The following is a 25,765-nucleotide window of genomic DNA, read 5'->3' as shown; positions in this document are numbered from 1 at the left end:
CTTACCTCATGAATATTCAAAAGAACGGACATTAGAACAAGCTATCAGTTATCCTCGCCTTTAATCGCAGCAGCACTTTTCTCATCTGCAACAGCAGATATTCCTCCCTTAGGAGCTCCCGCGTCTGTTCCAGCATCAGCAGTAGTACTGGATTCGGTTTTAGTATCGGCCTCCGTTTTTGTTGCGCTGCCGGTCTGGTTAGCTGCAACTCCATTGGTCGAGTCCTGTGTTTCCTCCGGTTTCACTCCGGTCACCGTTTCTTTGGCCGGCTGAAGCGTCACGCTGACGATCCGCTTTCCATTTACCATTTGCGCCTTTTGAGAGACAACATAACCTTCGCCGCTTACCTGCACACCAACCTTCATAAGGGTCAGAACTTGAAGTGTGTCACGCAACGAAACACCTGTAAAATCAGGAATAGTCATGTTGGCACTATCCTCAGTCAGCAAGTAAATGCGTTGTCCGGGTTTCATTTTGACGCCTGCTTCAGGATATTGGCGAACAATTTTGGAGCCTTTGCCTACCGTTTCATAGGCAATTCCCTGTTTGAGCAATGCATTTTGCGCATCTTTCTTCACCTGACCAGTTAATGTTGGTACCGTTGGCAAATTCACTGTTTTTACAACAGCGCCACCTGATTTATTCGTTTTAGTTCCCGTTTTTGGAACCCCCATATATTGCAACGATTGGGATACGATTTTTTTAAATACAGGCGCTGCTGCTGTACCGCCGCCTACTGATTTGTTAGGTTCATCCATAACAACCAAAACAGCTATTTTCGGATCATTTACTGGTGCAAAACCTATAAAGGACACGACATCCTTCGAATGGTCATATACTTTTCCGACGACCTTCGTCGCTGTACCTGTTTTACCAGCTACACGATATCCGTCAATATAAGCAAGGCGTCCCGTACCAATTTCTTGGTCAGATACGACCTGCTCCAGATAGCTGCTTGTCTGGACTGCCGATTCCCGAGTAATCACTTGGCGGACTTCCTTCGGTTGAATCGTCTGAACTTCGCCTGTATCTGGGTTCATGATTTCTTTCACCAGATGAGGTTGCATCAGCTTCCCCCCGTTAGCAATTGCCGAAATTGCAGCTACCTGCTGGATTGGCGTTACCTGAACACGTCCGTGTCCATACGAAGCCGTTGCCACCTCGGATTTGTACTGGGTATGGAAAGTAATAGCTCCGGTAGACTCACTCGGAAGATCAATGCCTGTTTTCACGCCGAATCCAAAGTTATTAATATATTTCTTCAGCCTTTCGCCACCCAACTTATCCAATCCCAGATGGACGAAACCGACGTTACTTGAACGCTTGACCCCCTGAAGATAGGTTAACGTTCCCCAGTTACGGCTTACGTCACGAATATCCCAGCCTCCGACCCGAATCATACCAGATTGGTAGGATTCATTTGGATTGAACACCTTTTCTTGAACCGCAGCTGCCAAGGTGACAATCTTAAACGTGGAGCCAGGCTCGTAGATAGATTGAGTAGCATTATTACGGAAATATTCCAAGGGTGTACTCCCATATGTATTGGGATTAAAATTCGGGTAAGTCGCCATACCGAGAACATCCATCGTTTGGGGATCAGCAGCTACTACAGTCATCGTTTTCGGGTTGTATTTTGCAATAGCTTCCTGCATGGCATCCTCTATATAATACTGAATCGTATCGTCAATCGTCAGCTTTAAATTTTTACCATTTTGTGCCGGCTCATAGACACTTTCCGATCCTTGAAGAGGAACTCCCTTCCGATCCCGCTGATACAGAAGCTTTCCAGCCGTCCCCGAGAGCTCTTTATTATAATAAGCTTCCAACCCCATACCTGCTGTGCCATCTTTTCTTTGATAGCCAAGAACATGGGAAGCCAGCTTATTTTCCGGATAATAGCGTTTGGATTCTTGAACGGTGTCCACAGCTCCAATTACTTCATACTTATCCTTCAAATACTCTTTGAACGTATCCACTTGTGCCTTGACCTCAGGATCTACCTTCCAGCCCCCATTACGAATCTCGCGATTTTTTAAGTAGTTCCCCTTTTTATCCTTTGCAGAAAGATGTCCTCTCAGCTCATCCTCAGGCGTTTTGAGTAACTGGTGCAGCTTAGCTACAACCTCATTCTCCAAATCATACTCCTGAATGATGCTAGGATTGACAACTACCGTATAAGCCGGTGCATCCGTAGCTAATACGTTTCCTTTACGGTCCGTAATGGTTCCACGCTTGGGCTGAATCACCTGATCTCTTTCTACTTGATTAACTACCAGGTTATGCCAGTACTCCCCACTCACAACTTGAATCCAAAATACCTTAAGTAGCAGAACAAGAAAAAAGAGGGTAATACATCCCCCTATTAGCAGTGTGCGAAGCTTTATTCTTTTGACCATAGCTCAAACCTCTCTGCAAAAAAAATGTACGTCAGAGCATAGCTTGATGCTATGCCCTTAACTATTTGGCAGCCTGCTTTTCCACACGAATGGGCTCTCTTGTTGGTTCGATATATCCCTGTTGCTTTGCAGTCGGCACGATCTGATTTTCCAGACGCTCCTTTTGAATCTTCAGTTGGGCGATATTGGTCTGTAATTTGGAAATGTCCTTGCTTGCCGTATTAATCGAATAATTGATTTGATAAATGTGAGCGTACCTGCTAATCAACATACCAGCAATGACAATGCACGCTACAAGTGTCAATAGATACAGCAGCTTTTCTCGAATCGGCAGCTCTCTGCGGCGTGTAACGACTTTGGTGGTCTCACGATACCGTTGTTGCTGAACCTGTTCCTGACGGGCTCTTTCTTTTACAGCCAAATTACCGCGTGTATAAGCCATGTCGCCTCTCCTTCTCCATTAAATTTACAATTTTTCGGCAACTCTCAGCTTCGCTGACCGGGACCGTGGATTAAGCTCCAATTCCTGCTCTGACGCCACAATCGGCTTACGGTTCACCAGCTTCAGATCGCCTATCATTTTGTCCTCCAAAATAGGCAAATCAGATGGATAGATGCTTTTCGCCAAATACTCCTTGAAAATATGCTTGCATATCCGATCCTCCAGAGAATGGAATGTAATGACCGAAATTCTGCCTCCTGGAGCCAGACATCTTATTGCCTGATGCAAAGTATCTTCCAGTGCACCCAACTCATCATTCACAGCAATCCGCAAAGCCTGGAAACTGCGTTTAGCCGGATGTCCCCCGGTTCTGCGTGCCGCAGCCGGAATTCCTTCTTTGATAATATCGACAAGTTCCCCTGTTGTGTGAATAGGCTTGTTCAATCGACGTTCAATCATGATCTTTGCGATCCGCCGTGAAAACTTCTCTTCTCCGTAATGAAACAAAATACGCGCAATCTCTGCTTCCGACCATTCATTGACAATTTCGTAAGCCGTAAGCGAGCTACTCTGATCCATCCGCATATCAAGCGGTGCATCATGATTGTAGCTAAATCCCCGTTCCCCCTCATCGAACTGGGGCGAGGATACACCCAGATCGAACAAAATACCCTGGACTTGCGGGACGCCGTCTTTTTCGGGCAATCCCAGCTCGGTCAGCTTGTCCTGCAAGTGGCGGAAGTTGGATTTCACTAAGGAAATCTTTCCTTCATAGGCTGACAGCTTCTCACGCGCATTGTTCAATGCCCAGTCGTCCTGATCAAAGGCAATGAGCCTTCCCTCAGGGCCAAGCTGTGATGCAATGACGGAACTGTGTCCTGCCCCTCCCAACGTGCAGTCCACATAAATCCCGTCCTGCCTGATGTTTAGTGCCTGTGTTGCTTCTTCTTTGAGTACGGTAATGTGGTGAAACAAACGGCTGACCTCCTAAATTACAATTCAAAGTTGAAATCAACCAATTTCTCAGCAATGTCGTTAAATGCTTCTTCTGATTGGTTGAAATATTGCTCCCAAGTATGCTTGCTCCAAATCTCTACACGGGTGGACACTCCCAATACGACGCACTCTTTAGTAAGCTTGGCGTATTCGCACAAATTCCCCGGTAAATTTACCCTGCCCTGTTTGTCCAATTCGCATTCAGTCGCCCCCGAGAAAAAAAAACGGGTAAACGCCCGCGCATCGGCCTTCATCAGAGGCAGTGCTTTAAGTTTTTTCTCCATGACAGCCCACTCATCCATGGGATACACGAAGAGGCATTGGTCCAGCCCGCGGGTAACCACGAACGAGGCACCGAGAAGTTCACGAAACTTGGCCGGTACAGTAAGCCGACCCTTCTCATCAATGCTATGTTGGAACTCCCCCATAAACATTGGTTTCGTCACCCCTTACCCCATTCTCCCACTTTGGCCCACTTTCCACCACCTAAGCATAATAGATTCGCTTTAAAAAATCAAAGACCTCTTTTTCATTACCAAAAAGTGATAGAAGCCGGATCCATACCCTTATGTCTGTTATTGTAGCCCTGCGTCACAAGATGCAAAAAAGCCCCTTACCCCATGAAGCCGGCCCCCGACAATATGCATCAGGTTTCGAAACAACACGGAATAAAGGGCTTACTCTCTGTCCATTATGCCAACCTAAACAAACACTTGCATTAAAAACGCAACACTTTTGCAGCGAAAATCGTGATGAAATAATCCGATTACGCGTTCCAGCTGTCCAAATAGATCTTTTGGTCTTCAGTTAACGTGTCAATTTGGATTCCCAGACTATCAAGCTTGAATCGAGCTACCTGCTCATCAATTTCATAAGGTACATTAATAACAGCTTTGCCTAGCTCATTGTAACGATCATTCACATATTTCAAGCCAAGCGCCTGAAGCGCAAATGTCGTATCCATAATTTCCGCAGGATGACCATCAGCAGCAGCCAGATTCACGAGGCGTCCTTCTGCCAGCAAATACATTTTACGTCCATCTTTAAAGCGATATTCCTCGATATTGCGACGCACCGTACGAATGGATTCGGAACGTTTAGCAAGCTCAGGCTTACTAACCTCCACATCAAAATGCCCTGCGTTACACAGCACAGCTCCATCCTTCATCACATCAAAGTGTTCTCCTGTAATTACAGCCTTGTTTCCAGTTACTGTAATAAAGAAGTCACCCAGTTTGGCAGCTTCTACCATCGGCAAGACATGGAAACCATCCATATGGGCTTCTACTGCCTTGATTGGATCAACTTCGGTTACAACAACGTTGGCTCCTAGCCCTTTCGCACGCATTGCAACCCCTTTGCCACACCAGCCATAACCTACCACAACCACTGTACTTCCGGCTACAACCAGATTAGTCGTACGAATAATGCCGTCGAAAGCTGACTGTCCTGTACCATAGCGGTTATCAAACAAATATTTGCAGTAAGCATCATTAACAGCCACCATCGGAAAGTGAAGTTGCCCTTCTTTTTCCAAAGCCTTCAAACGAATAATTCCAGTAGTTGTCTCCTCTGCTCCCCCACGGATCGTAGAAATCAGATCAGGCCGTTCGGATTGCAACAGAGTAACCAAGTCACCACCATCATCTATAATGAGATCCGGCTTTGTTTCCAGTGCCTTGATTTGCAAATTTTTGAATTCTTCCGGGTCCGGATTGTATTTAGCTAATACTGTAACGCCATCTTCAACTAATGCGGCGCAAACATCATCTTGTGTGGACAACGGATTACTACCCGTAATAGTTACCTGCGCTCCACCTGCTTGTACCACTTTAGCCAGATAAGCCGTTTTGGCCTCCAGATGTAGACAGATGGTTACCTTCAGACCAGCAAAAGGCTGCTCTTGCTCGAATTGTTGACGTATACGGTTCAATACTGGCATATGGGCTTCTACCCAATCAATTTTCAAATGACCTTCAGGGGCCAATTTAAGATCGTGAACTATGCTATTTTGCAGAGAATGGGAAGTCATACTTTGTTTCCTCCTTCATATTGGTTAAATTTGAACCATGATAAATCCTATATAAAATAATAAATCATACATAAATAACGCGATGCGTACCCGTCAGATCCAATGGTGCACTCATAATCATATCAATCAGGCTGAGACCATGACGGTTCAGAAAATGATAGATCGTATACGCCCGCTCCTGCGGCTGTCCAAATGGAAAAAGCGACCACTCAATACGATCCCACTGGCGAAGTGCTGTTTCATTTTGCCGAAGCAACGCTTCCTGAACTTTTGCCTCCAGATAGGCGATCTGTGCCAGAATCTTATCGCGGTTGGTTTCTCCGAGCGATAGCAAACCTTTTTCAATCAAACCTGTCTGCTGCACAAGCGGTTCGTACATGCGGACAAAAGCTTCCTTAGCCCCGGAAAACTGATCCTGCATTCCAAGCTGATCTTGAGTGGCGATCCATTGCTTTTTCCGTTCCTCAAGTCCGTCTCTAACTTGACCAAAACTCAATTCATACTTAAGCATATGCTTCTCCACGCCTGGCTCTACCAACGTAAAAGACATTCGTGGCAGCAGTATCGGCATCTGCATCTCCAACACCCCGAAAGCATCCCGTGTAATCGCCCAGTAAGCAATCTCTCCTAGACCCAGCACAGATGCCAGCACCGGAAACAGTGAATCCTGCATTAGAGGACGAGTTAGCACATTGTTACTAAAACGTTCGGGATGTCTATCTATCTCTTCAAGCAGTTCATCCACAGTAAACACCACCAGACCGTGTCGATCCGTGAATAGTCCAGCTTTTTTGAAAAGCAGCAAGCGTTCATCTTCATGGATATAAAAGAGATTCGCGCCACCTTCATGCACATCCGCTTGTAAATGATATCCATAATCTACGATCCGCGCAGCAGTCGTCCGGTAAGCCTGCTCCAACTCATCATTGTGCTGAACCAGTTGCTTAAAAACGGATGCTTCCAGCTTGCGTAGCGAAGGATCTGCTGAATCCAAGAGTACTAATCCATAGGTGCCGAACAAAAGGCCCAGCAACTTGGCAAAGGCTTCACTCAGTCCATATGAATCCGTTAGCCCGTTCTCAATCATGCGCATTATTTCAGCCTTATGTTCTGAATCTGGCAAGCTTTGCTCTATATCCGCTATCGCTTGCTTCCACTCAACAGCCTCAACTTTAATGGCACTAACCGAAGAACGGCGTTCAGGTTGCTTATTCAGCTTGATTTTGACGGCTTGTGGGTCATTTGCCATTACGTATGTATGATTGACCTCGTCCCAGTCATGATCTTCGCCAGCAATCCAGAAGACGGGAATAACCGGACGTCCAAGCCGTTCCTCAGCTTCTCTCGCCGCCTTAATTAGGGTAGCAGCTTTGTAAATGACCAGCATCGGACCTGTGAACAATCCGCTTTGCTGCCCGCCAGCTACTACTAAGGCATCTGGACTTTCCAGACGGTCCAATGAAGCACGAACCGCCTCATACGAATTGTATTTCTCATTGTATATACGAAGACATGCTACGATATCCTTACGGTTTAATCGCAGATGCCCCGTCTTATCCAGCCACTTCGCCCGTTGGGCATAAGCATCGGCGTGCAGCACATTATATTCATACAAGTCGCTTGCGCGTCCTGTACCCTGTATATAATCTTCTGCCAAAGCCGACCCTCCGCGAAGCGTTTCCGGAATTATCTTCATGGGTCTGCCTCCTGTCTCCACCAAAACCTTACTGCTTGATTGTACCGAAAGCCCATGTCCACGTCAAAGCTTCCTACAAAAAAAACCGCCGAATAACTCGGCGGTTGGTGCATAAAACAAGATCAGGCGTAAGGCTCAGCTACAAAATGTCCTTTAGACACTTCGATGAGCGTGGCATTTTCCAGGTTATAAGCCCCTGTCTTGCTGCCAGATGCATCATGAATCGGGCCTGCTTGGTCGCCTGGCATAATAATCCGTTTTTTGTTGGCTTCTACTTCTGGATCAGGAAGTGGGATCGCCGACAAAAGCATTTTCGTATAAGGATGGATCGGATTTGCATACAATTCAGCACTTTCTGCAAGCTCGACCATTCTACCCATATACATTACAGCTACCCGATCACTGATGTGCTTGACCATCGACAGATCATGCGCAATGAACAGGTATGTCAGACCCAAACGTTCTTGAAGCTCTTTTAACAGGTTGACAACCTGAGCCTGAATAGATACGTCAAGAGCTGAAATCGGCTCATCACAAATGATGAATTTAGGATTAACCGCTAGTGCGCGTGCAATGCCGATCCGTTGACGTTGACCACCAGAAAACTCATGCGGATAGCGTGTTGCATGGTCAGGGTTCAAACCAACCAGATCAAGTAACTCTTCAATCCGTTTCTTACGTTCTGCACGGCTACCCGCCATATTGTGAATATCCAGTGCCTCACCAATAATATCAGAAACGGTAAAACGCGGGTTCAATGATGCATACGGATCTTGAAAGATCATCTGCATATCACGGCGCATTGCTTTCATTTTACTTGGTGATAATTTGTAAATATCCGTACCGTTAAAACGCACGCTACCTGCTGTAGGTTCATACAAGCGCAAAATCGTACGACCCGCTGTAGACTTACCACAGCCGGATTCGCCAACCATACCCAGCGTTTCACCCTCGCGAATATAGAAATTCAGGTTGTCCACCGCTTTGAGCACACGGTTTTTGCCAACATTAAAATACTTTTTAAGACCTTCAACCTCAATTAAATTGTTGCTACTCACCATGATCTCACCTCCTATTTCTTCAACTTCGGATCAAGCGCATCACGCAAGCCGTCGCCAAAAAGGTTGAACGCAAGCATAATCAAACTGATCAAACCTGCTGGGAAAAGCATCCGCCACGGGTAATACATCCACCCGGTCAGAGCCGATTCAATCATTGAACCCAGCGACGCCTGAGGAGCCTGTACCCCTAATCCAAGGAAGCTCAGGAATGCCTCAGAGAAAATAGCACTTGGAACTGTCAAAGTCAGTGTGACAATGATTGGTCCTACCGCATTAGGCAACAAGTGACGGAACAGCAAACGACCTGCACCAGCACCCATTGAACGGGAAGCAAGTACGAATTCTCGGTTTTTAAGTTGTAACATCTCACCACGTACAATCCACGACATGTTAATCCACCCCGTTACACAGAGCGCAATAATAATTGTAGTGATACTTGGCTCCAGTACAACCAGCAACAGGATCGTAACAAGCAAGTAAGGAATGGAGTACAAGATTTCAGAAAATTTATTCATGATTTCATCAACGCGGCCACCAAAGTAACCCATAATTCCACCATAAATAACTCCAATCATCAAGTCAATCATTGCAGCAGCCAAACCAATAATCAAGGAAATCCGAGCGCCCATCCAAGTACGTACAAACATATCACGTCCCAGATCATCTGTTCCGAACCAATGTTCCGCCGAAGGAGGAAGATTGGTGCTCAACAAATCATTGGTGCGGTCATCGTATGGGGACAGCATCGGCCCAACAATTGAAGCAAGCACAATGAGAACCAACACACTCAAGCTCGTCATTGCCAGTTTATTTTTACGAAGTCGTTCCCAAGCATCTCGCCAAGCGGACAAGCTTTCGCGCTGAATAACTTCAGACTGCTTTTCATCCGCCCCGACCTTCTGGAAATCTTCCGGTTTTACCTGAAGCTTATCCAAGTTCACAGCATTATCTTTAACAGACATAAAGTTATCCCTCCTTCCCGCCAGTAAGCTTAATCCGCGGATCAATAAATCCATATGCAATATCTGTAATAAAACGCGCCACCATCAGCAAAATACCGTAAAAAATAGTAACTCCCATAATCATGGTATAATCGCGGGTTGTAATACTATCTACGAATACCTTACCAATACCGCCAATCCCGAAGATACGTTCAATAACAACTGAACCCGTAATAATATTGGCCGTCATGGGTCCCACATAGGTAACAACCGGCAAAATAGCATTACGTACAACGTGTTTGAACATAATTGTAATGGATTTCAAGCCTTTAGCTTTGGCAGTCTTAATGTAATCCGCATGAAGCACTTCCAGCATGCTGGAACGCGTTAGTCGAGCGATAAACGCAATTGGGGAAGCAGATAAAGCTGCAACAGGCAGAACGTAGTCCATCGGACCGTCAAAGCCCATAACATTAAACCAACCTAACTGTTGAGCGAAGAAAAATTGAATCAACGATGCTAGAACGAAGCTGGGAACCGCAATCCCCATGATAGCTAATACCATTGCAACGTTATCTATTAGCCTACGATGATACAAAGCTGCCAGCATACCTAGCAAGAGACCGACAATTATCGACACGATTATGGCAACAAAACCTAGTTTGAGGGAAACCGTAAAAGTTTGTCCGATAATGTCAGTTACACTTTGATTCAGCTTTTTCATAGAAATACCAAAATCACCTGAAGCAATATCACCTAAGTATTTAAAATATTGGACATATACAGGCTTATCCAGCCCATATTGTTCCATTAACCGGGCTTGAATCTCAGGAGAAGTCGCTTTTTCACTCATGAAGGGGTTACCCGGAATTGCTTTCATGAGAAAAAACGTCGCAGAGATCAGAATGAACAAAGATAGCAGCATATAGAAAAATTTACTGATCAAATAACGCGTCATTGCCCGTTTACACCCCCCATAAATTTTTTTCGACACCATTCGATTTTATCGAAATAGAATTGGACTGTCCAATCTACTTATTTGCATGGTTACATGATGATGGAAAAGACCATGACACACAAAAAAAACGGGATATATATGGTTCTATCCACATATATATCCCGAAGTAACTATCAAACTTCAGAATCGAGCTTCAGTTACTGTGTAATATACGCTCTTGTGAAATCAACTGCTCCACTAAAGTCAAGCCCAATGTCTTTTACATTCGGTTTCGTTAAAGAAACATTTGAGTAGTAGTAGATCGGAAGCATTACCATATCGTCTTGAACCAGAATTTTCTCCGCTTTCGCAAAATCTTCCATGCGTTTTGCTGGATCAGTTTCTTTCTTAGCTGCTTCAATCAAAGCATCATATGCTGGGTTAGCATAACCTGCATTGTTGTTGCCATTGCCTGTTGTCCACATATCCAGGAATGTCATTGGATCATTATAGTCAGCAGACCATCCACCACGAGCGATTTGGAAATTCAGCTTGTTACGTGTTTGGATAAATACGCCCCACTCTTGGTTTTGAGTTTTGATGTCAACACCAAGGTTTTTCTTCCACATATCAGCAACTGCCAAAGCAATCTTTTGGTGACTCTCGCTGGAGTTATACAGCAATGTTACCGGAGGAAGTGTAGTTACGCCTTCTTCCTTCATACCTTCTTGAAGCAATTTTTTCGCTTCAGTGAAGTCTTCTTTGAAGTAATCATCTTTATTCTCAGTACGGAATTCTTGAGATACTCCTTTGATACCTGGAGGTACAAAGCCGTATGCAGGAATTTGACCGCCCAATGTTACTCTTTCAACGATTGGTTGGCGTTCAATAGCCATCGCAAACGCTTTACGGATTTTAACATTGTTAAATGGTTTTTCAGTTACATTAAACAGATAGTAGTACGTACTTGCAATCCCTTTTGCCTTAAATTCGTTAGGCAGTTCTTTTTTCACAGCCGGAATTTGGTCGGTAGGAATTTCACCGTTTGGCATACCTGCGTAATCGAGTTGTCCACTTCTATAAGAAGCCAGCTCTGTTGCACCGCTATTTACAAGGGACATCGTAATTTTATTCAGCTTGATATCATCTTTACCCCAATAGTTTTCACTTTTGGTTACTTCGATCTTTTGACCGCTGTCCCAAGTCGTTAATGTGTAAGGTCCGTTAGTGATCATGCTATCTTTCTTAACAGCCCACTTATCATTACCTTTAACGGAAGGATTTACAGGGTAAAAAGTGTAGAAAGAAGTCAATCCCAAGAAGTAAGGAGTTGGGTGCTCCAGCTCTACTTGCAATGTATGGTCGTCAACAGCTTTAACACCTACATCTTTAAAGTCTGTAACTTTAGTGCCTTTAAAAGATTTCGAAGTGCTCAGGTTGTAACCCTCAGCATTTTTGATATAGTACAATTGGTAAGCATATGGAGGTGCAGGAGCCGTGGAAGGATCCAATACCCGTTGCCAAGCAAATACGAAATCGCTTGCTTTGACTGGGTCGCCATTACTCCATTTTGCAGTATCACGAAGCTTGAACGTATAGGTTTTGCCGTCATCGGAAATTTTCCAAGATTCAGCTACGCCAGGGATTTCTTTGCCGTCAGGACCCATACGTACGAGACCTTCATACAAAGTTTTCAGAACCGTGTTAGTTTGACTATCCTGAGCTTGTGCCGGATCGAACGTTGGCGGCTCGGATGCAAGGTTAATGCGCAAAATTTGTTTGTCGGCCGCAGCCGGCGTAGTCGAGGTGTTTTCTTGTGCGCCCTTACCATTGGTATCGTTCTTGCCGCCGCAACCTGCGAGCAGTGCGCCAACTGCAAGAATGAGTGTCAAAAGGACTAAAAAGCTTTTCCTTTTCATCTAGCGTTTTCCCCCTAGTTCTAAAGTGGTATATGTTTATAGATTATACAACCAGCGGTCAAAAAAATCTACATTACATTTCTTCAAATTGAGCTTTTTTTTCAAAAAAACATGATTAATTCATATTTTTTCACCTTTTCATGTCACCTTATATCACATGATGTTGAATATATTCTTAAATATACCAACAACAGTCAACAAAATATACGCCAATGTCATCGCTATAAAAGTTAATCTCCAGACCGCTCTACATAATCTTTTACCATCAACCTTCCCTTTTATTCGATTTTGGGCTCCTCCAATTAAACCCAAGGCCAGTAATAGGAGCAGTAGAATCAAATAAAAACCGAATCGAGATGTAAAAATGACGTTAAAGAGTGCTGCGACGGAAAATATCAGAAAAAACGTGGTAATATCCATAGAAGTAAGTAACGATTTCTTTTTTTCCATTTTAAGAATGTAGCGACAAACCGCAAACACGATCAAAAACGGAAAAAAGGGAAGAATACTGAAAGTGATAATAGTACCTTGTATAAGACTCAACTGATCACCCCTCTTTTAGCCGCATGCCTTCAATTAATTGCCACAATACCTCATGAGTTGGTGCAGTAACTCCAGCCCGATCTGCCATCTGCACCAGTTGTCCGTTAATTGAAGCAACTTCCGTCATGGACTGTGCAAGTACATCAGCTAGCATGGACGAGTGATTTTCTGCCGTTGCCCGGCATACATTCATAATTTGCTCCCACCATGCGTTTTCCCAGTGGATACCATGAGCTTCATACACTTGAATGCCTTCATCGTACAGCCTGCGCATCATATGTATTCGAATAGGGTCCGAAAGCAGCTCGCCATTACGAACTCGCCATACCGCTGTCAGCGGATTGATCACAGCATTGATCAACAACTTGCGATACATACCGTTCTCGATTTCTTTCGACAAGCAAACGTCAAATCCTGCTGCAAGCAGCCGATTTAGCACACATTGATTAAAATTATTGTTCTTCGCCTCCTCCTCTTCCTCCGAACTACCAATTTCAGTAACACCTGATCCTGCATGTACAATAGATGCTACTCCCTGCCTCTTGGCTCCTTCAGTCGTCACAGCAGGGTATACCACAGCTTCAGGCCAAGCCTGTCTAATGCGTTCTATATGGCCGATTCCATTCTGCAAGCAAACAATTCCTGTATCTCTATCCATTTGAGCTGCAGGCTGGATCTGTTCTAATACTTCCTCAATCGCCCCCTGTTTGGTCATAAGCATTATCCATCGTGCTGGAGCCTGTGAATTTAACCGTTGCCAATCTGCCAATGGCGCTACCTTCAATTTATCCCCGGAAACATATACTGCCGTCTGTCCCTCCTTATCAAACACAGTAATCCCTTCACGAGCAATGACGCGTGCCTGCTCAAGTGTACGCGTCCACAGCCTTACTTTTGTACCCGAAGCAGACAACCTCCCGGCAAACAACAATCCCAGCGAACCCGCTCCAATAATATCAATCACCTTTGTATCGTCTCGCTTCCATCTTTTTTTCTACTATATCATATGCACTCTAAAGAAATACAAAAAACGCCAACTACGGCAAAGCGCTAGTTGACGTCTTATTTCAATATTGCAGAAGTAATCTTGTTACTCAATGCGCTCCAGATTCCCATTGGCGTCCATTTTGAATCTGGATTTAAGCTCTTCCTCATCTTCAGTGATTAAAGCCAAGCGCCGAGCTCGGTCCATAATCTGAATCAGAGCTTTATAATCATCATTCACAACACGATAGTCGGTTTGTACATCATTCACTTCTTTGGACAGCCGGTCATTAATGGAGCGAAGCTGATTCAATTCTTCTTCCTTTTCCCGTAAATCTTTCTCCAGCATCTTAATCTGCCGATTCGTTTCCTGGACGGATCCCTTCCATTGGCGCAAGAAGCGAATTACTGCATCAATAGATAATGTATCCTCACTCGCACCATCCGTTCTGTATCCACCTTCGACTGTATCAAGCGAGGCAAAAGCCGCAACCTGTGATACACCCACCGGGTTCTGCTTACGGATATAACTGCGCTTCTGGCGCTGTGCTTTGGCAATACTAATCGCTTCATCGTAACGTTTGCGCACGCAGCTATTCCAACGAAAGCCACATGCTGCAGAGGTTCTTCCTATTTTTTGTCCAACCTCCTCAAACGCAGCGAGCTGCGTTCCACCTTCACGGATATGCCGCAATGTCACCTCCGCCAATATCAAGTCATCTTCCACACTCCATGCATCTTGTCTTATTGCAGTCATGCCTCTAGCCCTCCTAACAACATCCTGAAATAACCGTCTTCATGAACCGATCTTGCCGGTATTTGAATAGGGTATAAAAGCTGTTTATTCATTCCTATGCCTCTCGTAGAGTTCATAGAATCTATTTGATACTAAATTGTATTTCCATTTCTGCAAGAACTCATACGTGAACGTAAACAGTTTCGGGTTTCAAGCATGCTCAGACTGCTGTACAATAAAATGAATGGTTAAAGAAACAGAAAGGATCATATACATTACCATTAGTTTTTTTCGGGAATACATAAAAGGGGAAACCAAATGAACAAACGAATAAAAATCACAATCAGCACCCTGCTGACCACCATTATGTTGCTAACTTTCATATATGTACGTCCTACCCTGGCCGCTCCCTCCAATGAAGAAAGTCAGATTTTACAAGATAGCCTGTCGATTGTAGAGATAGACCATGAAATTGAGCGAATCAGTCAGGAGCAGCATACCCTTTTGCAGCGTCAGCAGGAACTGCGAAGTAATCTCACCGTTCAGCAAGAGCAAATGACCATACAACGGAAGCGTGCAGGTTCTGTGCTGCGATCTTATTATATGGGGGAAAGGGACAAACTGTTGAGTGTGGTGCTAGGGGCGAAAAGTATAAGGCAACTTCTCTCTCTGTACGATTACTACTTATTATTGATTAGTCACGATCAGGATGTGCTTCAAGAATATGAATCCAATTATCAATCTATGCGAAAAACAGAACAACAAGTCACCCAAGCCTCAATGGAACTGGAGACTGTCAAAACAAACTTACTGGCACAACGTAAACGCATTGCCCTGCTTCAGTCGCGTGTAAATGACGGCGTTAACGCCAGTAATGACCCGGATACCCTACGCAAGCTAATTGGCGAAATGACAGCTTATTGGGAGAATGTAGGTGTCTACGAGGTAAATAAGCACTTTAAAGCATTAGCTCAAGCTATGCAGAATTTACCACAATTCATTCAACAACAACAAGGTGCCATGGTTACAAATGGAAAAGTCATTACGATAAGCATTCGTGAAGAGGACTTTAACCGTTTTTTAAAGTCAGAAAATGAATTGTTTAATCACTTCAACTTTACATTTGCGCAGGATCGAATTGTGGTAGAAGGTCAGCAGGGAACGATGAAATTAAGGGTAGAAGGTCACTACACGCTAGAGAATGAGCCGAAAAATGCAATTTTATTTCATGTGGATCGATTGGTATTTAATGGTCTGGAGCTACCTGATACGACCCGCAACAAGCTGGAAAAGGATTTTGATCTGGGTTTCTACCCACAGCAGCTTATTTCATATGTCAAAGCCACAGAAGTACGCACTTTAGCAGGAATGCTTGAAGTTAAGCTCGAATTAAACTTTAAGTAAAATTTTGCTCACCTTTCATTGTTCTGAATTTTTACGTGTATAAAACAAGAGACCCCGGGAGATTCCCGAGGTCTTTATTATTGTAATAACGGTAGGGATTTTATAGTAGATCGGCTGCCAACTGCGCGAGCTTGGAGCGTTCTCCTTTTTCCAACATAATATGCCCGCTAATCCCTTCTTGCTTAAACCGCTCCACCACATAGGTTAGACCGTTACTGGCTGCATCCAGATAAGGGTGATCAATCTGCTCCGGATCTCCCATCAAAATGATCTTGCTCCCCTCACCCACCCGGGACACAATCGTTTTGATCTCATGTCGGGATAAGTTTTGCGCCTCATCGACTATAATAAATTGCCCAGGTATCGAACGCCCGCGAATATAAGTAAGTGCCTCCACCTGAATACTGCCCAAGCCCATCAAAATTTTGTCGATATCACCTGATTTTTTGGCATCAAACAGATACTCTAGATTGTCGTAGATGGGTTGCATCCACGGGCGAAGCTTTTCATCCTTTTCTCCCGGTAAATAACCAATATCCTTACCCATAGGAACAACAGGCCGAGCAATCAGCAGTTTCTTGAAGCGATGTTCATCCTCTACCTTAAGCAAACCTGCCGCCAGCGCCAGCAGCGTTTTGCCCGTACCCGCTTTTCCTGTAATGGTCACGAGGGGGATATCGTCATTAAGCAAAAGCTCCAATGCCATCCGCTGTTGAGCATTACGCGCGCTGATTCCCCACACCGATTCGTTACTTAAGTACAGCGGCTCTAATCGCTCTGCCTCCTGATTCACTTTCAGCAAAGCTGATTTTCCAGTTCCCATTTCATCTTTCAGAATAACAAATTCATGCGGATACAGCGTATAAGGTAGTTCCAGTGGCTTGATTGGTAAAAAACGGTTAGAGTAAAATTCATCTATGATGGACGGGTGCACCTGTATTGCCGAGTATCCGGGATATAGCTCACTTAGATCGCCTGTTCTATCGGAGAGGTAGTCTTCGGTCAGCAGTCCCAGTACATCTGCCTTGATCCTGACCAGCACGTCTTTACTGACCAAAACGACCGAACGTGGTTCAGGCTGCTCCTGCTCTTCCAGATGATAATTCAAGGCGACCGCCAAAATCCGGTTATCGTTCGAAACCTCCCCGAACATCTCCTGAACTTTCAAAAAACTTCGGTGGTTTAACTCAACCTTAAGCCTCCCACCTTGGGGAAGTGGAACGCCACTGTGCAGATGACCTACTTCTCTTAACCCGTCCAACAATCGCGATACATTGCGGGCATTCCGTCCAATCTCATCCGCGTTGCGTTTTTTGGAGTCGATTTCTTCCAGAACAACAGCTGGAATGACAACTTCATGTTCTTTGAAGGTAAAAATGGCTTTCGGATCATGCAGCAGCACATTCGTATCCAGCACAAAAATTTTCTTCATTAAATCCCCTCCAAAGCGGCGTGGACAATCTCGTGTTTCATACCTATACCTATTCACCGGGTACCCAATACTTGCTGATTCCCTGAAAAAAGAACCCCAAAGCAGATAAAGCAACGAAAAGTTGTAGTGAAGATAGCTCTGAGCCTGTACATTTTTAAAATTAGACACAAAAGGCCCAGTGATTGCTCACTGGACCTAGACTTGGTTCACTATAACTTTAGACATACCTCAACCCCCTTATGTTATATAAGAGCTTTACTCGCTGCGAGTATAACATAAGAGAGGAGAAAGATACATACTCAGGAATTGGAAGAAGCTGCAGTAGTGTCGCTTGCTTTTTTAGCTAATTCCTCTTGTAGCGCTTGTTTGGCCAAATCGAGCTGTTGCTCATCAATGTACACATACGGGCTACGCCACGTTCCTGCCACCGGATTGTATTTCACATTTTGCTTGGAAATATTCCAATAGGTTTGTACGATATTTTTCATTTGCTGTGACTCGATATCTGTCATCATATTCTTATCAACCGATTTAATAATTGCGCTAAACTTGGTCAAAGCGTTAAAGGATTGCATTTGGTCAATTAGGGAATGAAGCACCTGATTTTGTCGACGATTGCGATCAAAATCGTCAGATTCAGCTGTTCTTGGACGACAATTCGATTTGCGGTAGCGAACAAAATCAAGAGCCTGATCACCGTTCAAATGCTTGGCTCCAGCTGTCAGGTTAATATCGGTACCATCTGCACGGTCACGATAACACATGTTTTTATCAACCGTCACATCTACGCCACCCAAATTATCTACTACATCTCTAAAGCCCTGGAAGTTAATAACCGTCACATAATCGATATCAATGTTTAAATATTTGCCGATCATCTTCTTCATTTGTTCTTCAGCAACTTCACCAGATTCTTTCTCTCTAGCCTTAAACACTGGATAATACTCATTCAACTTGCGTGGTTTATATCCATCCATTTCTAGACGCGTATCGCGCGGTAAAGACACGATGGTAGACGATTTGGTATTGGGGTTTAATGTAGCTACCATAATAACGTCTGACAAATAAGTCGGATGATCAGGGCGGTAATCGGTTCCCAGCAATAAGATAGTCAAAGGCTTAGCTTCAGCCAATTGTGTTTTGGGTACTTCCTTGTTGATCCCCGTATCCAAAACTTCCTCTACCTGATTGTAAATATAGTAGGTATAACCACCTACTGCCAAAATACCTATAATGAGCAAAAACAAGACAAACTTCATAAACGATCTGAAAAAGCTTTTTTTCTTTTTCGTTTTTTTCGGTTTGGCGGATTTTTTCCCGCTTTGTGTCCGGGGAGGCAATCCGTTCGAAAGATTACTCATGCTTCAACACCTTTTCCTGCGTTTTGAGAAATATCGCTTTCTCCAAGTTTACAATCCTAAAACACATACAGCGGCGCATCCCGTTCCCGGGCGTCGCCGCTGTGGCCAAAGACCAATCCAATCAATTACGTATTTGCTTGTGCTGTTTTACGTTGTTTCTCCGCACGCTCGCGTTCACCTTTGTTCAAGATCTTTTTACGCAAACGGATGGCATTAGGTGTAATTTCGCAATACTCATCATCATTCAGATATTCGAGCGCCTGCTCCAGAGAGAAGATAACAGGTGTTTTCAGTTTAACTGTATCGTCTTTTGTTGCTGAACGAACGTTTGTCAATTGTTTTTCTTTACAAATGTTAACGACGATGTCGTTATCACGTGTGTGCTCCCCAACGATCATGCCCTCATAGATTTCAGTACCTGGCTCCAGGAACAAAATACCGCGATCTTCTACGCCCAGCATACCATAAAATGTAGAGCTGCCGTTTTCCGTTGACACGAGAACACCCTGATGACGTCCACCTACTTGACCGCCAACAAATGGTCCATAGCTGTCAAACGCATGGTTCATTACGCCGTAACCACGAGTCAAAGTCAGGAAGTTTGTAGTGTAACCGATCAGACCACGTGCAGGGATCAGGAATTCCAAGCGAACCTGTCCGGTGCCGTTATTAATCATGTTAACCATTTCGGCTTTACGGGAGCCCAAACTTTCCATAACCGCGCCCATGCTTTCTTCCGGAATATCAATGAGGAGACGTTCGATTGGCTCCATTTTCTTACCGTCAATTTCCTTGACGATAACTTCCGGTTTGGACACTTGCAGTTCGTAACCTTCACGACGCATGTTTTCAATCAGGATACCCAGATGCAACTCACCACGTCCGGATACAATAAAGGCGTCCGGGCTATCTGTTTCATCAACACGTAAGCTGACATCCGTTTCGAGTTCTTTCAGAAGACGCTCACGCAATTTACGGGATGTTACCCACTTACCATCGCGACCTGCGAATGGGCTGTTGTTAACCAGGAAGGTCATTTGCAGCGTTGGCTCATCAATCTTCAGTACAGGCAGCGCTTCAGGATGATTTGGATCAGCAATGGTTTCACCAATGTTGATATCCTTAATTCCCGCAATCGCCACAATGTCACCAGCGCCCGCTTGGTCAGTTTCAATACGTTTCAGACCTTGGAAGCCGAACAGCTTCTCAATACGTGCTGATTTACTGCTACCATCACGCTGCATAACTGTGACTGCTTGCCCCTGTTTAATGATACCGCGGTTTACACGACCTACTGCAATTCGGCCAAGGTATTCGTTATAGTCCATCAGTGTTACGAGGAATTGAAGAGGCTCATCTACTTTCTCAGTTGGAGCCGGAATGTGCTCTACAACTGTTTCGTACAATGCTTGCATGTTGTCGTCTTGCTTTTCAGCATCCATGCTGGATGTTCCGTTCAGCGCCGAAGCGTACACAACAGGGAATTCCAGTTGCTCATCATTCGCACCCAGCTCGATGAACAAATCCAGTACTTCGTCAATGACTTCTGCCGGACGAGCTGCCGGACGGTCAATTTTGTTCACTACAACGATAGGCGTCAGATTTTGTTCCAGCGCTTTACGCAGTACGAATTTCGTTTGCGGCATGCAACCTTCGTAAGCATCAACGACGAGCAAAACACCGTCAACCATTTTCATAATCCGTTCCACTTCGCCACCAAAGTCGGCGTGTCCCGGTGTATCTACAATGTTAATCAGGTAATCTTTGTAAGTGATTGCTGTATTTTTAGCCAAAATCGTAATACCGCGTTCACGCTCCAGATCGTTGGAGTCCATGGCGCGCTCCTGAACAGCCTCGTGTTCTCTAAATGTTCCGGACTGTTGAAGCAGCTTGTCGACAAGCGTCGTTTTTCCGTGGTCGACGTGGGCAATAATCGCAATATTGCGAATGTTTTCTCTTGCATGCATGGTTTGTATCCATATCCTTTCCGTATATCAAAATAGTGTCTCTATCCTGAAGCAGTGCTAATTCAAGGCTAACAATCGTTCTTTAGGCCCACTCCCTGCCAGCCTTCTATATGTTTCAGGCTTTGTACAGACAGCTTCTCTCTCCGATTCGCGTGAAAACCTTAAAATAAGCGTCAGAAATCTCCGACGCTCTTATCATATCCATTATATTATAGTTGAAATATGTCATAAAGCAAGACATTATTGCCTGTTCCGTAATTTACCGCCATAAAATCTCACAGCTTGTCGTTTTACCTTTTGCGTTTGCCACGGTTGTTTAGGACCAACCAGGTTCCAGCTCCGATCAGTAAAACTGCAATAACATATATGATGCCCGTTCTTAGCAGGGTAATGACCAATAAAAACACCGATATCAACCCCAATATCACGCCCCCTGTATAAACATTACGAGAAAGCGAAATATCATTAATGGCGTACTGCCATAATCCAATCGCCACACCTAGAAGTAGCAAAGGCCATAAATAGGCCATTAAATGCCAGCCCCAAATATTGCAGAGCAAAAATAAGAAGCCATAAACCGACAAAATCCCTGCCGGCAGCAACATAAAGGGTGAAACTTTACGCTTCATGTACATTGCATGCAGTACGATTCCAGGTATTAAAAACAGCAAAGGCCAAAAGTTTCGTCCCAAGAAGGAGAACGTCCCCAGTTTCCCCAACAAAATAATCAGTCCTACGGCAACAATGCCCACTCCGATCATACGCTCTTTTCCGGAATTCATCGTGGTCTCCTTTGTTTGCTGAATTTGTTTTTAGGTCTTTTAATGTGATTGTTTTTAAGTATATTTTAGCCGATGTTTTCCAAAAAAACTACGTTCAAATATGGCGAGCTCGTAACTGACGATATATTCCTACAATGACAACTGCTGCGGCCAAAAGTCCCGGTAACCATGCATGTATTAGCTCCCCCGCACCTGCTAACCACACACCCAATCGGGGATCACGGAGTAGCATTTCTCCTGCCGTAAAAGCCAGGATTGCAGATCCAAGCAAAACAAGTACAGGGAACCGATGAAGCCAGATCGCAATCACGTTGCTGCCCCAGACGACAATCGGAATGCTAATTGCAATACCAATGACGATAATGGCGATATCCCCATCTGCTAGGGCTGCAATAGCTAATACGTTATCTAGACTCATCACAAAGTCCGCTACCAGAATCACCTGTATAGCCTTCCATATGGTTGTTTCTGCTCTGACTCCCACATGATCCTCATTCTCATAAAGCAGCTTAAACGCAATCCATAACAGAAGTAGACCGCCTGCCGCCTGAATAAAGGGTATGCCCAGCAAAATGACAGCTACAAAAGTCAAAACACAGCGCAGGAGGACTGCACCGACTGCCCCCCACCATATAGCTTGACTCCGCTGCCTTGCAGGCAAGTTTTTGCTCGCCATGGCTATAACAACTGCATTATCACCGCTTAATACCAAATTAATCATTAATATTTTCAACAGCAAAATGATATGCTCCATGTGTACAAACACCCCCATCCTACTTGTATGCGAAATAGGACGAGGCTATGCTTATAAGCCTTGTCAAATAAGTCATCATTTATTAAAAATTGATGTCAAATTTGTTGAGTAAAGACCTTGAAATCAATAACAAACAGCAATATAATGAATCGTATTTCCGAAAAACGGGTATTAAAATAAACAACATACAATGATTTTAGGATGTTTAATCAGGGAGATGAGAACGATTGATATGTCCGGACTTCAGTTCTTTTGGCTACTGCTTAATGTGATATTTATTGATCTTCTGCTCGCAGGAGATAATGCGATTGTAATTGGACTTGCCGCCAGAAAGCTGCCTCCTGCCACGCAAAAAAAAGCGATACTGTACGGTACCGGTGGTGCCCTGCTCATTCGCATAGCAGCCACCATTGTGGTACTCTGGTTGCTTCAAGTACCGTGGTTGTTACTCATCGGGGGTGTCATGTTAGTCTGGATCGCGTATAAGTTACTCGTAGACCAGGAGGACCATACCGAAGTCAAAGCGGGAACAACGTTATGGGGTGCTATCCGCACGATTGTTGTAGCCGATGCGGCTATGGGTCTGGACAACGTGATTGCGGTTGCTGGCGCGGCCCAGCAGCATTTGCTACTTGTAGTGCTGGGCCTGTTAATTAGCGTACCGATCGTTGTATGGGGTAGCACTCTTTTTATCAAACTGATCAATAAATTCCCCTGGATTATCTATTTGGGATCGGCTGTTCTTGGTTATACAGCCTCTAATATGATTACTGAAGAACGTAAGCTGGAACCCTATTTTACCGAGCACCCTGCGCTGCGTATCTTGTTTATTGCCGCAGTTATGGCTGGTATTTTGCTCACAGGATATCTTCAAAATCGCAGAGCAGTATCCAGTCGAGAAAAAGCCGTCTAAAATGATTCAAAAACTGTTTTTAACTAAAATAAAAAGGCAGACCCAAATTAGCTGGTGGGTCTGCCTTTTTAAATTAAAACCAATCTTCCTGTATAACTTCCTCTTTACGCCCCTCTATAGCTCCACCTGCCTCCAGGACAAGTGTCTCCGTTTCAGCCACAGCCTGTTCAATCAAGGCATTTAAATCCCGAATAGAGGCTTCAATCTTTTGAACAACCCACAAATTCGGATTAGTGGTTGGGGATTTGGGAACAAACAATGTGCAGCAATCCTCATATGGAAGGATGGATAGATCGTAGGTGCCAATTTGCTTTGCGATTTCCGTGATCTCCTGCTTATCCATCATTACGAGAGGTCGCAGCAATGGTAATTCTGTCGAACGGCCAATCACATTCATGCTGGATAACGTTTGACTAGCGACTTGCCCCAGACTGTCGCCCGTCACGAGTGCCAGTGCTCCTTCACGCTCAGCCAGCATCGTTGCAATTCGTAACATAGACCGTCTCATTAACGTAATAATCAGATTATCCTGTCCAGTGCGCGTAAAGGCCGTCTGCACCTCTGTAAACGGCACAAGGTGGATTTTAATCCGACCCGCATAGCCTGCTAAGACCCTTGCCAATTCAATGACCTTTTCTTTCGCACGCTCACTTGTAAACGGATAGCTATAAAAATGCACACATTCAATTTCCAATCCTCTACGCATGGAAGACCACCCTGCTACCGGGCTATCAATTCCACCAGACAGCAGCAGCATAGCTTTACCGTTCGTTCCTAACGGAAAGCCCCCTACAGCCATAATAACATCGCTGAATATATAGGCCGCCTGCTCTCTAACCTCCACACGTAACTCAATATCTGGTCGATGTACATCGACCCTCAACGCTTGAAACTCTCGCAAAATAGGAGAACCAATTAAATGGTTCATCTCTTGTGAAGAATGGGCAAATTCCTTCCACACTCTGCGGGCATTTACCTTGAAAGTCGTTCCCTCGTCCACATTCAGCTCACGCATCAAAGCTACAGCGGTCTCAATTATAGCACCAAGCTCGACAGGAGCCATTTTGACAGGACTTATTGTCGTGATGCCAAACACTTTTTGTAACACTTGAATGATCTGTTCATAAGGCTCTCCTCCGAGAACCACATAAATCCGTCCAAATTCCTTCCGCAAAGAAGCACCGGGAAACGGTTTGAGTAGCAGCTTCACGTGATTCAGTACTGCCTTTTCAAAACGAGTCCGATTCTTCCCTTTTAATGTAAATTCACCGAAGCGAAGTAACAACATATCATAGTGCATTTTAACGTTTCCACCTTTCAAGGGATTCCAGCTTGGCTACAGCCTGTCGCAGTGCAAGTATAAGCTCATCGATATCCTGTTCCGAATGCTCATCACCGAAGCTGATACGAATGCCGCCAGACGCTTCCGCCTCATTGCATCCCATCGCCAGCAGCACCCGACTGGGTTCAGCCAATTTCGAAGAGCAAGCCGATTTGGTGGATACTACCACACCCAATTGCTCCAACGTATGCAGCATTACCTCGGCCTTCATGCCCGGATACGAAAAGTGGACAATATGCGGCGCTTCTTCCCCGCTGTTCAGCCGCAGTTGACGGATTGTCTTCACTTCTGCGACCACCCGTTCTCTCCACTCGGTCATACGGCGTGCTGTCTCTGCTTGCCGTTCGCCCGCCAACCTTACCGCCTTAGACATACCGACTAGCAGCGGTACATTTTCCGTACCTGCACGAAAACCCTGCTCCTGAGAGCCGCCACTATGCAGTGGGAAAAGCTCCACACCTTCCCGAACGAATAGTAGTCCAGCACCTTTGGGTCCACGCAGCTTATGCGCAGAGAGGCTGTACAGATCAGCCTGCCAGCCCCGGATATCAACCGGTAGCTTTCCAAACCCCTGTACACCGTCAATATGAAATAGCACACGGGGGGACTGTTTCTTCAACGCAGCTCCGATATCATGCAACGGTTGCACCCTTCCCGTCTCATTATTGACATGCATGATACTGACTAAAATCGTATCTTTACGGACAGCGGCACAAACCTGTTCGGCGCTCACATGCCCCTCCGCATCGACAGGTAAAAATGTAACCTCGAAGCCCAGATTTGTCAGTTGTCTGCAAGCTTCGTACACAGACGGGTGCTCTGTTGATACAGTAACAATATGCTTGCCTCTGGTCTGATACTGCAAAGCTGCTCCCTTAATAGCAAGATTGTTGCTTTCCGTTGCTCCGGATGTGAAGACAATCTCTGATGGATACACTCCCAAAGCCGCAGCACATACTTCGCGCGAACGCTTAAGCAACTTATCCGCGTCCTCTCCATACCGATGCATTGAAGATGGATTCCCATAGTGGCGTCTCATGACCTCGGCAACTGTTGTAATCACCTCTTCAAAAGGTGGAGTTGTCGCGGCATAATCAAAATATTTCATTGCACTCCCCTTTTCC

General features: G+C 44.8%; 22 protein-coding genes. 2 read left to right on the top strand and 20 right to left on the bottom strand.

The window, feature by feature from the left end:
- Nucleotides 1-44: 44 nt before the first annotated feature.
- The 13 genes from NSQ58_RS11355 to NSQ58_RS11295 form a co-directional block, all read right to left on the bottom strand.
- On the bottom strand, nucleotides 45-2,399 hold the full coding sequence (locus NSQ58_RS11355) for a penicillin-binding transpeptidase domain-containing protein (RefSeq protein WP_069080391.1): 2,355 nt from the start codon (nucleotides 2,397-2,399) through the stop codon (nucleotides 45-47).
- A 61-nt stretch (nucleotides 2,400-2,460) separates the two neighbouring features.
- Nucleotides 2,461-2,841, bottom strand: a complete 381-nt coding sequence (locus tag NSQ58_RS11350) for a hypothetical protein (RefSeq protein WP_025721604.1) — start codon at nucleotides 2,839-2,841, stop codon at nucleotides 2,461-2,463.
- A gap of 24 nt (nucleotides 2,842-2,865) precedes the next feature.
- Nucleotides 2,866-3,816, bottom strand: coding sequence for a 16S rRNA (cytosine(1402)-N(4))-methyltransferase RsmH (gene rsmH, locus NSQ58_RS11345; protein WP_023989455.1), 951 nt, complete (start codon nucleotides 3,814-3,816; stop codon nucleotides 2,866-2,868).
- 17 nt (nucleotides 3,817-3,833) lie between these two features.
- Nucleotides 3,834-4,271 (bottom strand): division/cell wall cluster transcriptional repressor MraZ, encoded by a 438-nt coding sequence (gene mraZ, locus NSQ58_RS11340; protein WP_013311099.1) that lies wholly within the window; start codon nucleotides 4,269-4,271, stop codon nucleotides 3,834-3,836.
- A 332-nt stretch (nucleotides 4,272-4,603) separates the two neighbouring features.
- Nucleotides 4,604-5,869 (bottom strand): adenosylhomocysteinase, encoded by a 1,266-nt coding sequence (locus tag NSQ58_RS11335; protein WP_013311100.1) that lies wholly within the window; start codon nucleotides 5,867-5,869, stop codon nucleotides 4,604-4,606.
- 64 nt (nucleotides 5,870-5,933) lie between these two features.
- Nucleotides 5,934-7,565 (bottom strand): bacillithiol biosynthesis cysteine-adding enzyme BshC, encoded by a 1,632-nt coding sequence (gene bshC / locus NSQ58_RS11330; protein ID WP_341057419.1) that lies wholly within the window; start codon nucleotides 7,563-7,565, stop codon nucleotides 5,934-5,936.
- A 122-nt stretch (nucleotides 7,566-7,687) separates the two neighbouring features.
- Nucleotides 7,688-8,626 (bottom strand): ABC transporter ATP-binding protein, encoded by a 939-nt coding sequence (locus NSQ58_RS11325; RefSeq protein WP_013311102.1) that lies wholly within the window; start codon nucleotides 8,624-8,626, stop codon nucleotides 7,688-7,690.
- A gap of 11 nt (nucleotides 8,627-8,637) precedes the next feature.
- Complete coding sequence (locus tag NSQ58_RS11320; protein ID WP_013311103.1) at nucleotides 8,638-9,588, bottom strand: ABC transporter permease; 951 nt, start codon at nucleotides 9,586-9,588, stop codon at nucleotides 8,638-8,640.
- Between the two features lie 4 nt (nucleotides 9,589-9,592).
- The gene (locus tag NSQ58_RS11315) at nucleotides 9,593-10,525 is read right to left on the bottom strand and encodes an ABC transporter permease (RefSeq protein ID WP_023989458.1); all 933 of its coding nucleotides are present in this window, start codon (nucleotides 10,523-10,525) and stop codon (nucleotides 9,593-9,595) included.
- Between the two features lie 197 nt (nucleotides 10,526-10,722).
- Entirely contained in the window at nucleotides 10,723-12,423 is a 1,701-nt protein-coding gene (locus NSQ58_RS11310) for a peptide ABC transporter substrate-binding protein (protein WP_069080390.1), read from the bottom strand.
- 153 nt (nucleotides 12,424-12,576) lie between these two features.
- On the bottom strand, nucleotides 12,577-12,966 hold the full coding sequence (locus NSQ58_RS11305; protein WP_013311106.1) for a DUF3397 domain-containing protein: 390 nt from the start codon (nucleotides 12,964-12,966) through the stop codon (nucleotides 12,577-12,579).
- Between the two features lie 4 nt (nucleotides 12,967-12,970).
- Nucleotides 12,971-13,930: a ketopantoate reductase family protein gene (locus NSQ58_RS11300; protein ID WP_341057418.1), complete on the bottom strand. Its 960-nt coding sequence runs from the start codon at nucleotides 13,928-13,930 to the stop codon at nucleotides 12,971-12,973.
- Between the two features lie 126 nt (nucleotides 13,931-14,056).
- A complete protein-coding gene (locus tag NSQ58_RS11295; RefSeq protein WP_013311108.1) occupies nucleotides 14,057-14,707 on the bottom strand; it encodes an RsfA family transcriptional regulator in 651 nt (216 codons plus the stop codon).
- A 297-nt stretch (nucleotides 14,708-15,004) separates the two neighbouring features.
- Here NSQ58_RS11295 and NSQ58_RS11290 point away from each other — a divergent pair, with 297 nt between their 5' ends.
- Entirely contained in the window at nucleotides 15,005-16,090 is a 1,086-nt protein-coding gene (locus tag NSQ58_RS11290; protein ID WP_341057417.1) for a hypothetical protein, read from the top strand.
- 100 nt (nucleotides 16,091-16,190) lie between these two features.
- On the opposite strand, the gene NSQ58_RS11285 is transcribed toward NSQ58_RS11290, so the two are convergent.
- The 5 genes from NSQ58_RS11285 to NSQ58_RS11265 form a co-directional block, all read right to left on the bottom strand.
- On the bottom strand, nucleotides 16,191-17,522 hold the full coding sequence (locus NSQ58_RS11285) for a PhoH family protein (RefSeq protein ID WP_023989462.1): 1,332 nt from the start codon (nucleotides 17,520-17,522) through the stop codon (nucleotides 16,191-16,193).
- Between the two features lie 299 nt (nucleotides 17,523-17,821).
- On the bottom strand, nucleotides 17,822-18,883 hold the full coding sequence (locus NSQ58_RS11280; protein WP_023989463.1) for an LCP family protein: 1,062 nt from the start codon (nucleotides 18,881-18,883) through the stop codon (nucleotides 17,822-17,824).
- A 125-nt stretch (nucleotides 18,884-19,008) separates the two neighbouring features.
- Nucleotides 19,009-20,850, bottom strand: coding sequence for a translational GTPase TypA (typA, locus tag NSQ58_RS11275; protein ID WP_013311112.1), 1,842 nt, complete (start codon nucleotides 20,848-20,850; stop codon nucleotides 19,009-19,011).
- A 290-nt stretch (nucleotides 20,851-21,140) separates the two neighbouring features.
- Entirely contained in the window at nucleotides 21,141-21,632 is a 492-nt protein-coding gene (locus NSQ58_RS11270; protein WP_023989464.1) for a LiaF transmembrane domain-containing protein, read from the bottom strand.
- Nucleotides 21,633-21,726: 94 nt separating this feature from the next.
- The gene (locus tag NSQ58_RS11265) at nucleotides 21,727-22,386 is read right to left on the bottom strand and encodes a TerC family protein (protein ID WP_023989465.1); all 660 of its coding nucleotides are present in this window, start codon (nucleotides 22,384-22,386) and stop codon (nucleotides 21,727-21,729) included.
- A 217-nt stretch (nucleotides 22,387-22,603) separates the two neighbouring features.
- On the opposite strand from NSQ58_RS11265, the gene NSQ58_RS11260 reads away from it, so the two are divergent.
- Nucleotides 22,604-23,299 (top strand): TerC family protein, encoded by a 696-nt coding sequence (locus NSQ58_RS11260; RefSeq protein WP_025722107.1) that lies wholly within the window; start codon nucleotides 22,604-22,606, stop codon nucleotides 23,297-23,299.
- 73 nt (nucleotides 23,300-23,372) lie between these two features.
- Here NSQ58_RS11260 and thiI read toward each other — a convergent pair whose 3' ends face one another.
- Both thiI and NSQ58_RS11250 read right to left on the bottom strand, forming a co-directional pair.
- Nucleotides 23,373-24,599, bottom strand: coding sequence for a tRNA uracil 4-sulfurtransferase ThiI (gene thiI / locus NSQ58_RS11255; RefSeq protein ID WP_341057415.1), 1,227 nt, complete (start codon nucleotides 24,597-24,599; stop codon nucleotides 23,373-23,375).
- Between the two features lies 1 nt (nucleotide 24,600).
- Nucleotides 24,601-25,749: a cysteine desulfurase family protein gene (locus NSQ58_RS11250; RefSeq protein ID WP_341057414.1), complete on the bottom strand. Its 1,149-nt coding sequence runs from the start codon at nucleotides 25,747-25,749 to the stop codon at nucleotides 24,601-24,603.
- Nucleotides 25,750-25,765 lie beyond the last annotated feature (16 nt).

Source organism: Paenibacillus sp. FSL M7-0134, assembly GCF_038007865.1.
In the GTDB taxonomy this organism is placed as follows: Bacteria; Bacillota; Bacilli; order Paenibacillales; family Paenibacillaceae; genus Paenibacillus; species Paenibacillus polymyxa_B.
Note: the sequence above shows the minus strand (reverse complement) of the source record. Positions and strands in the feature narration are given on the sequence as shown.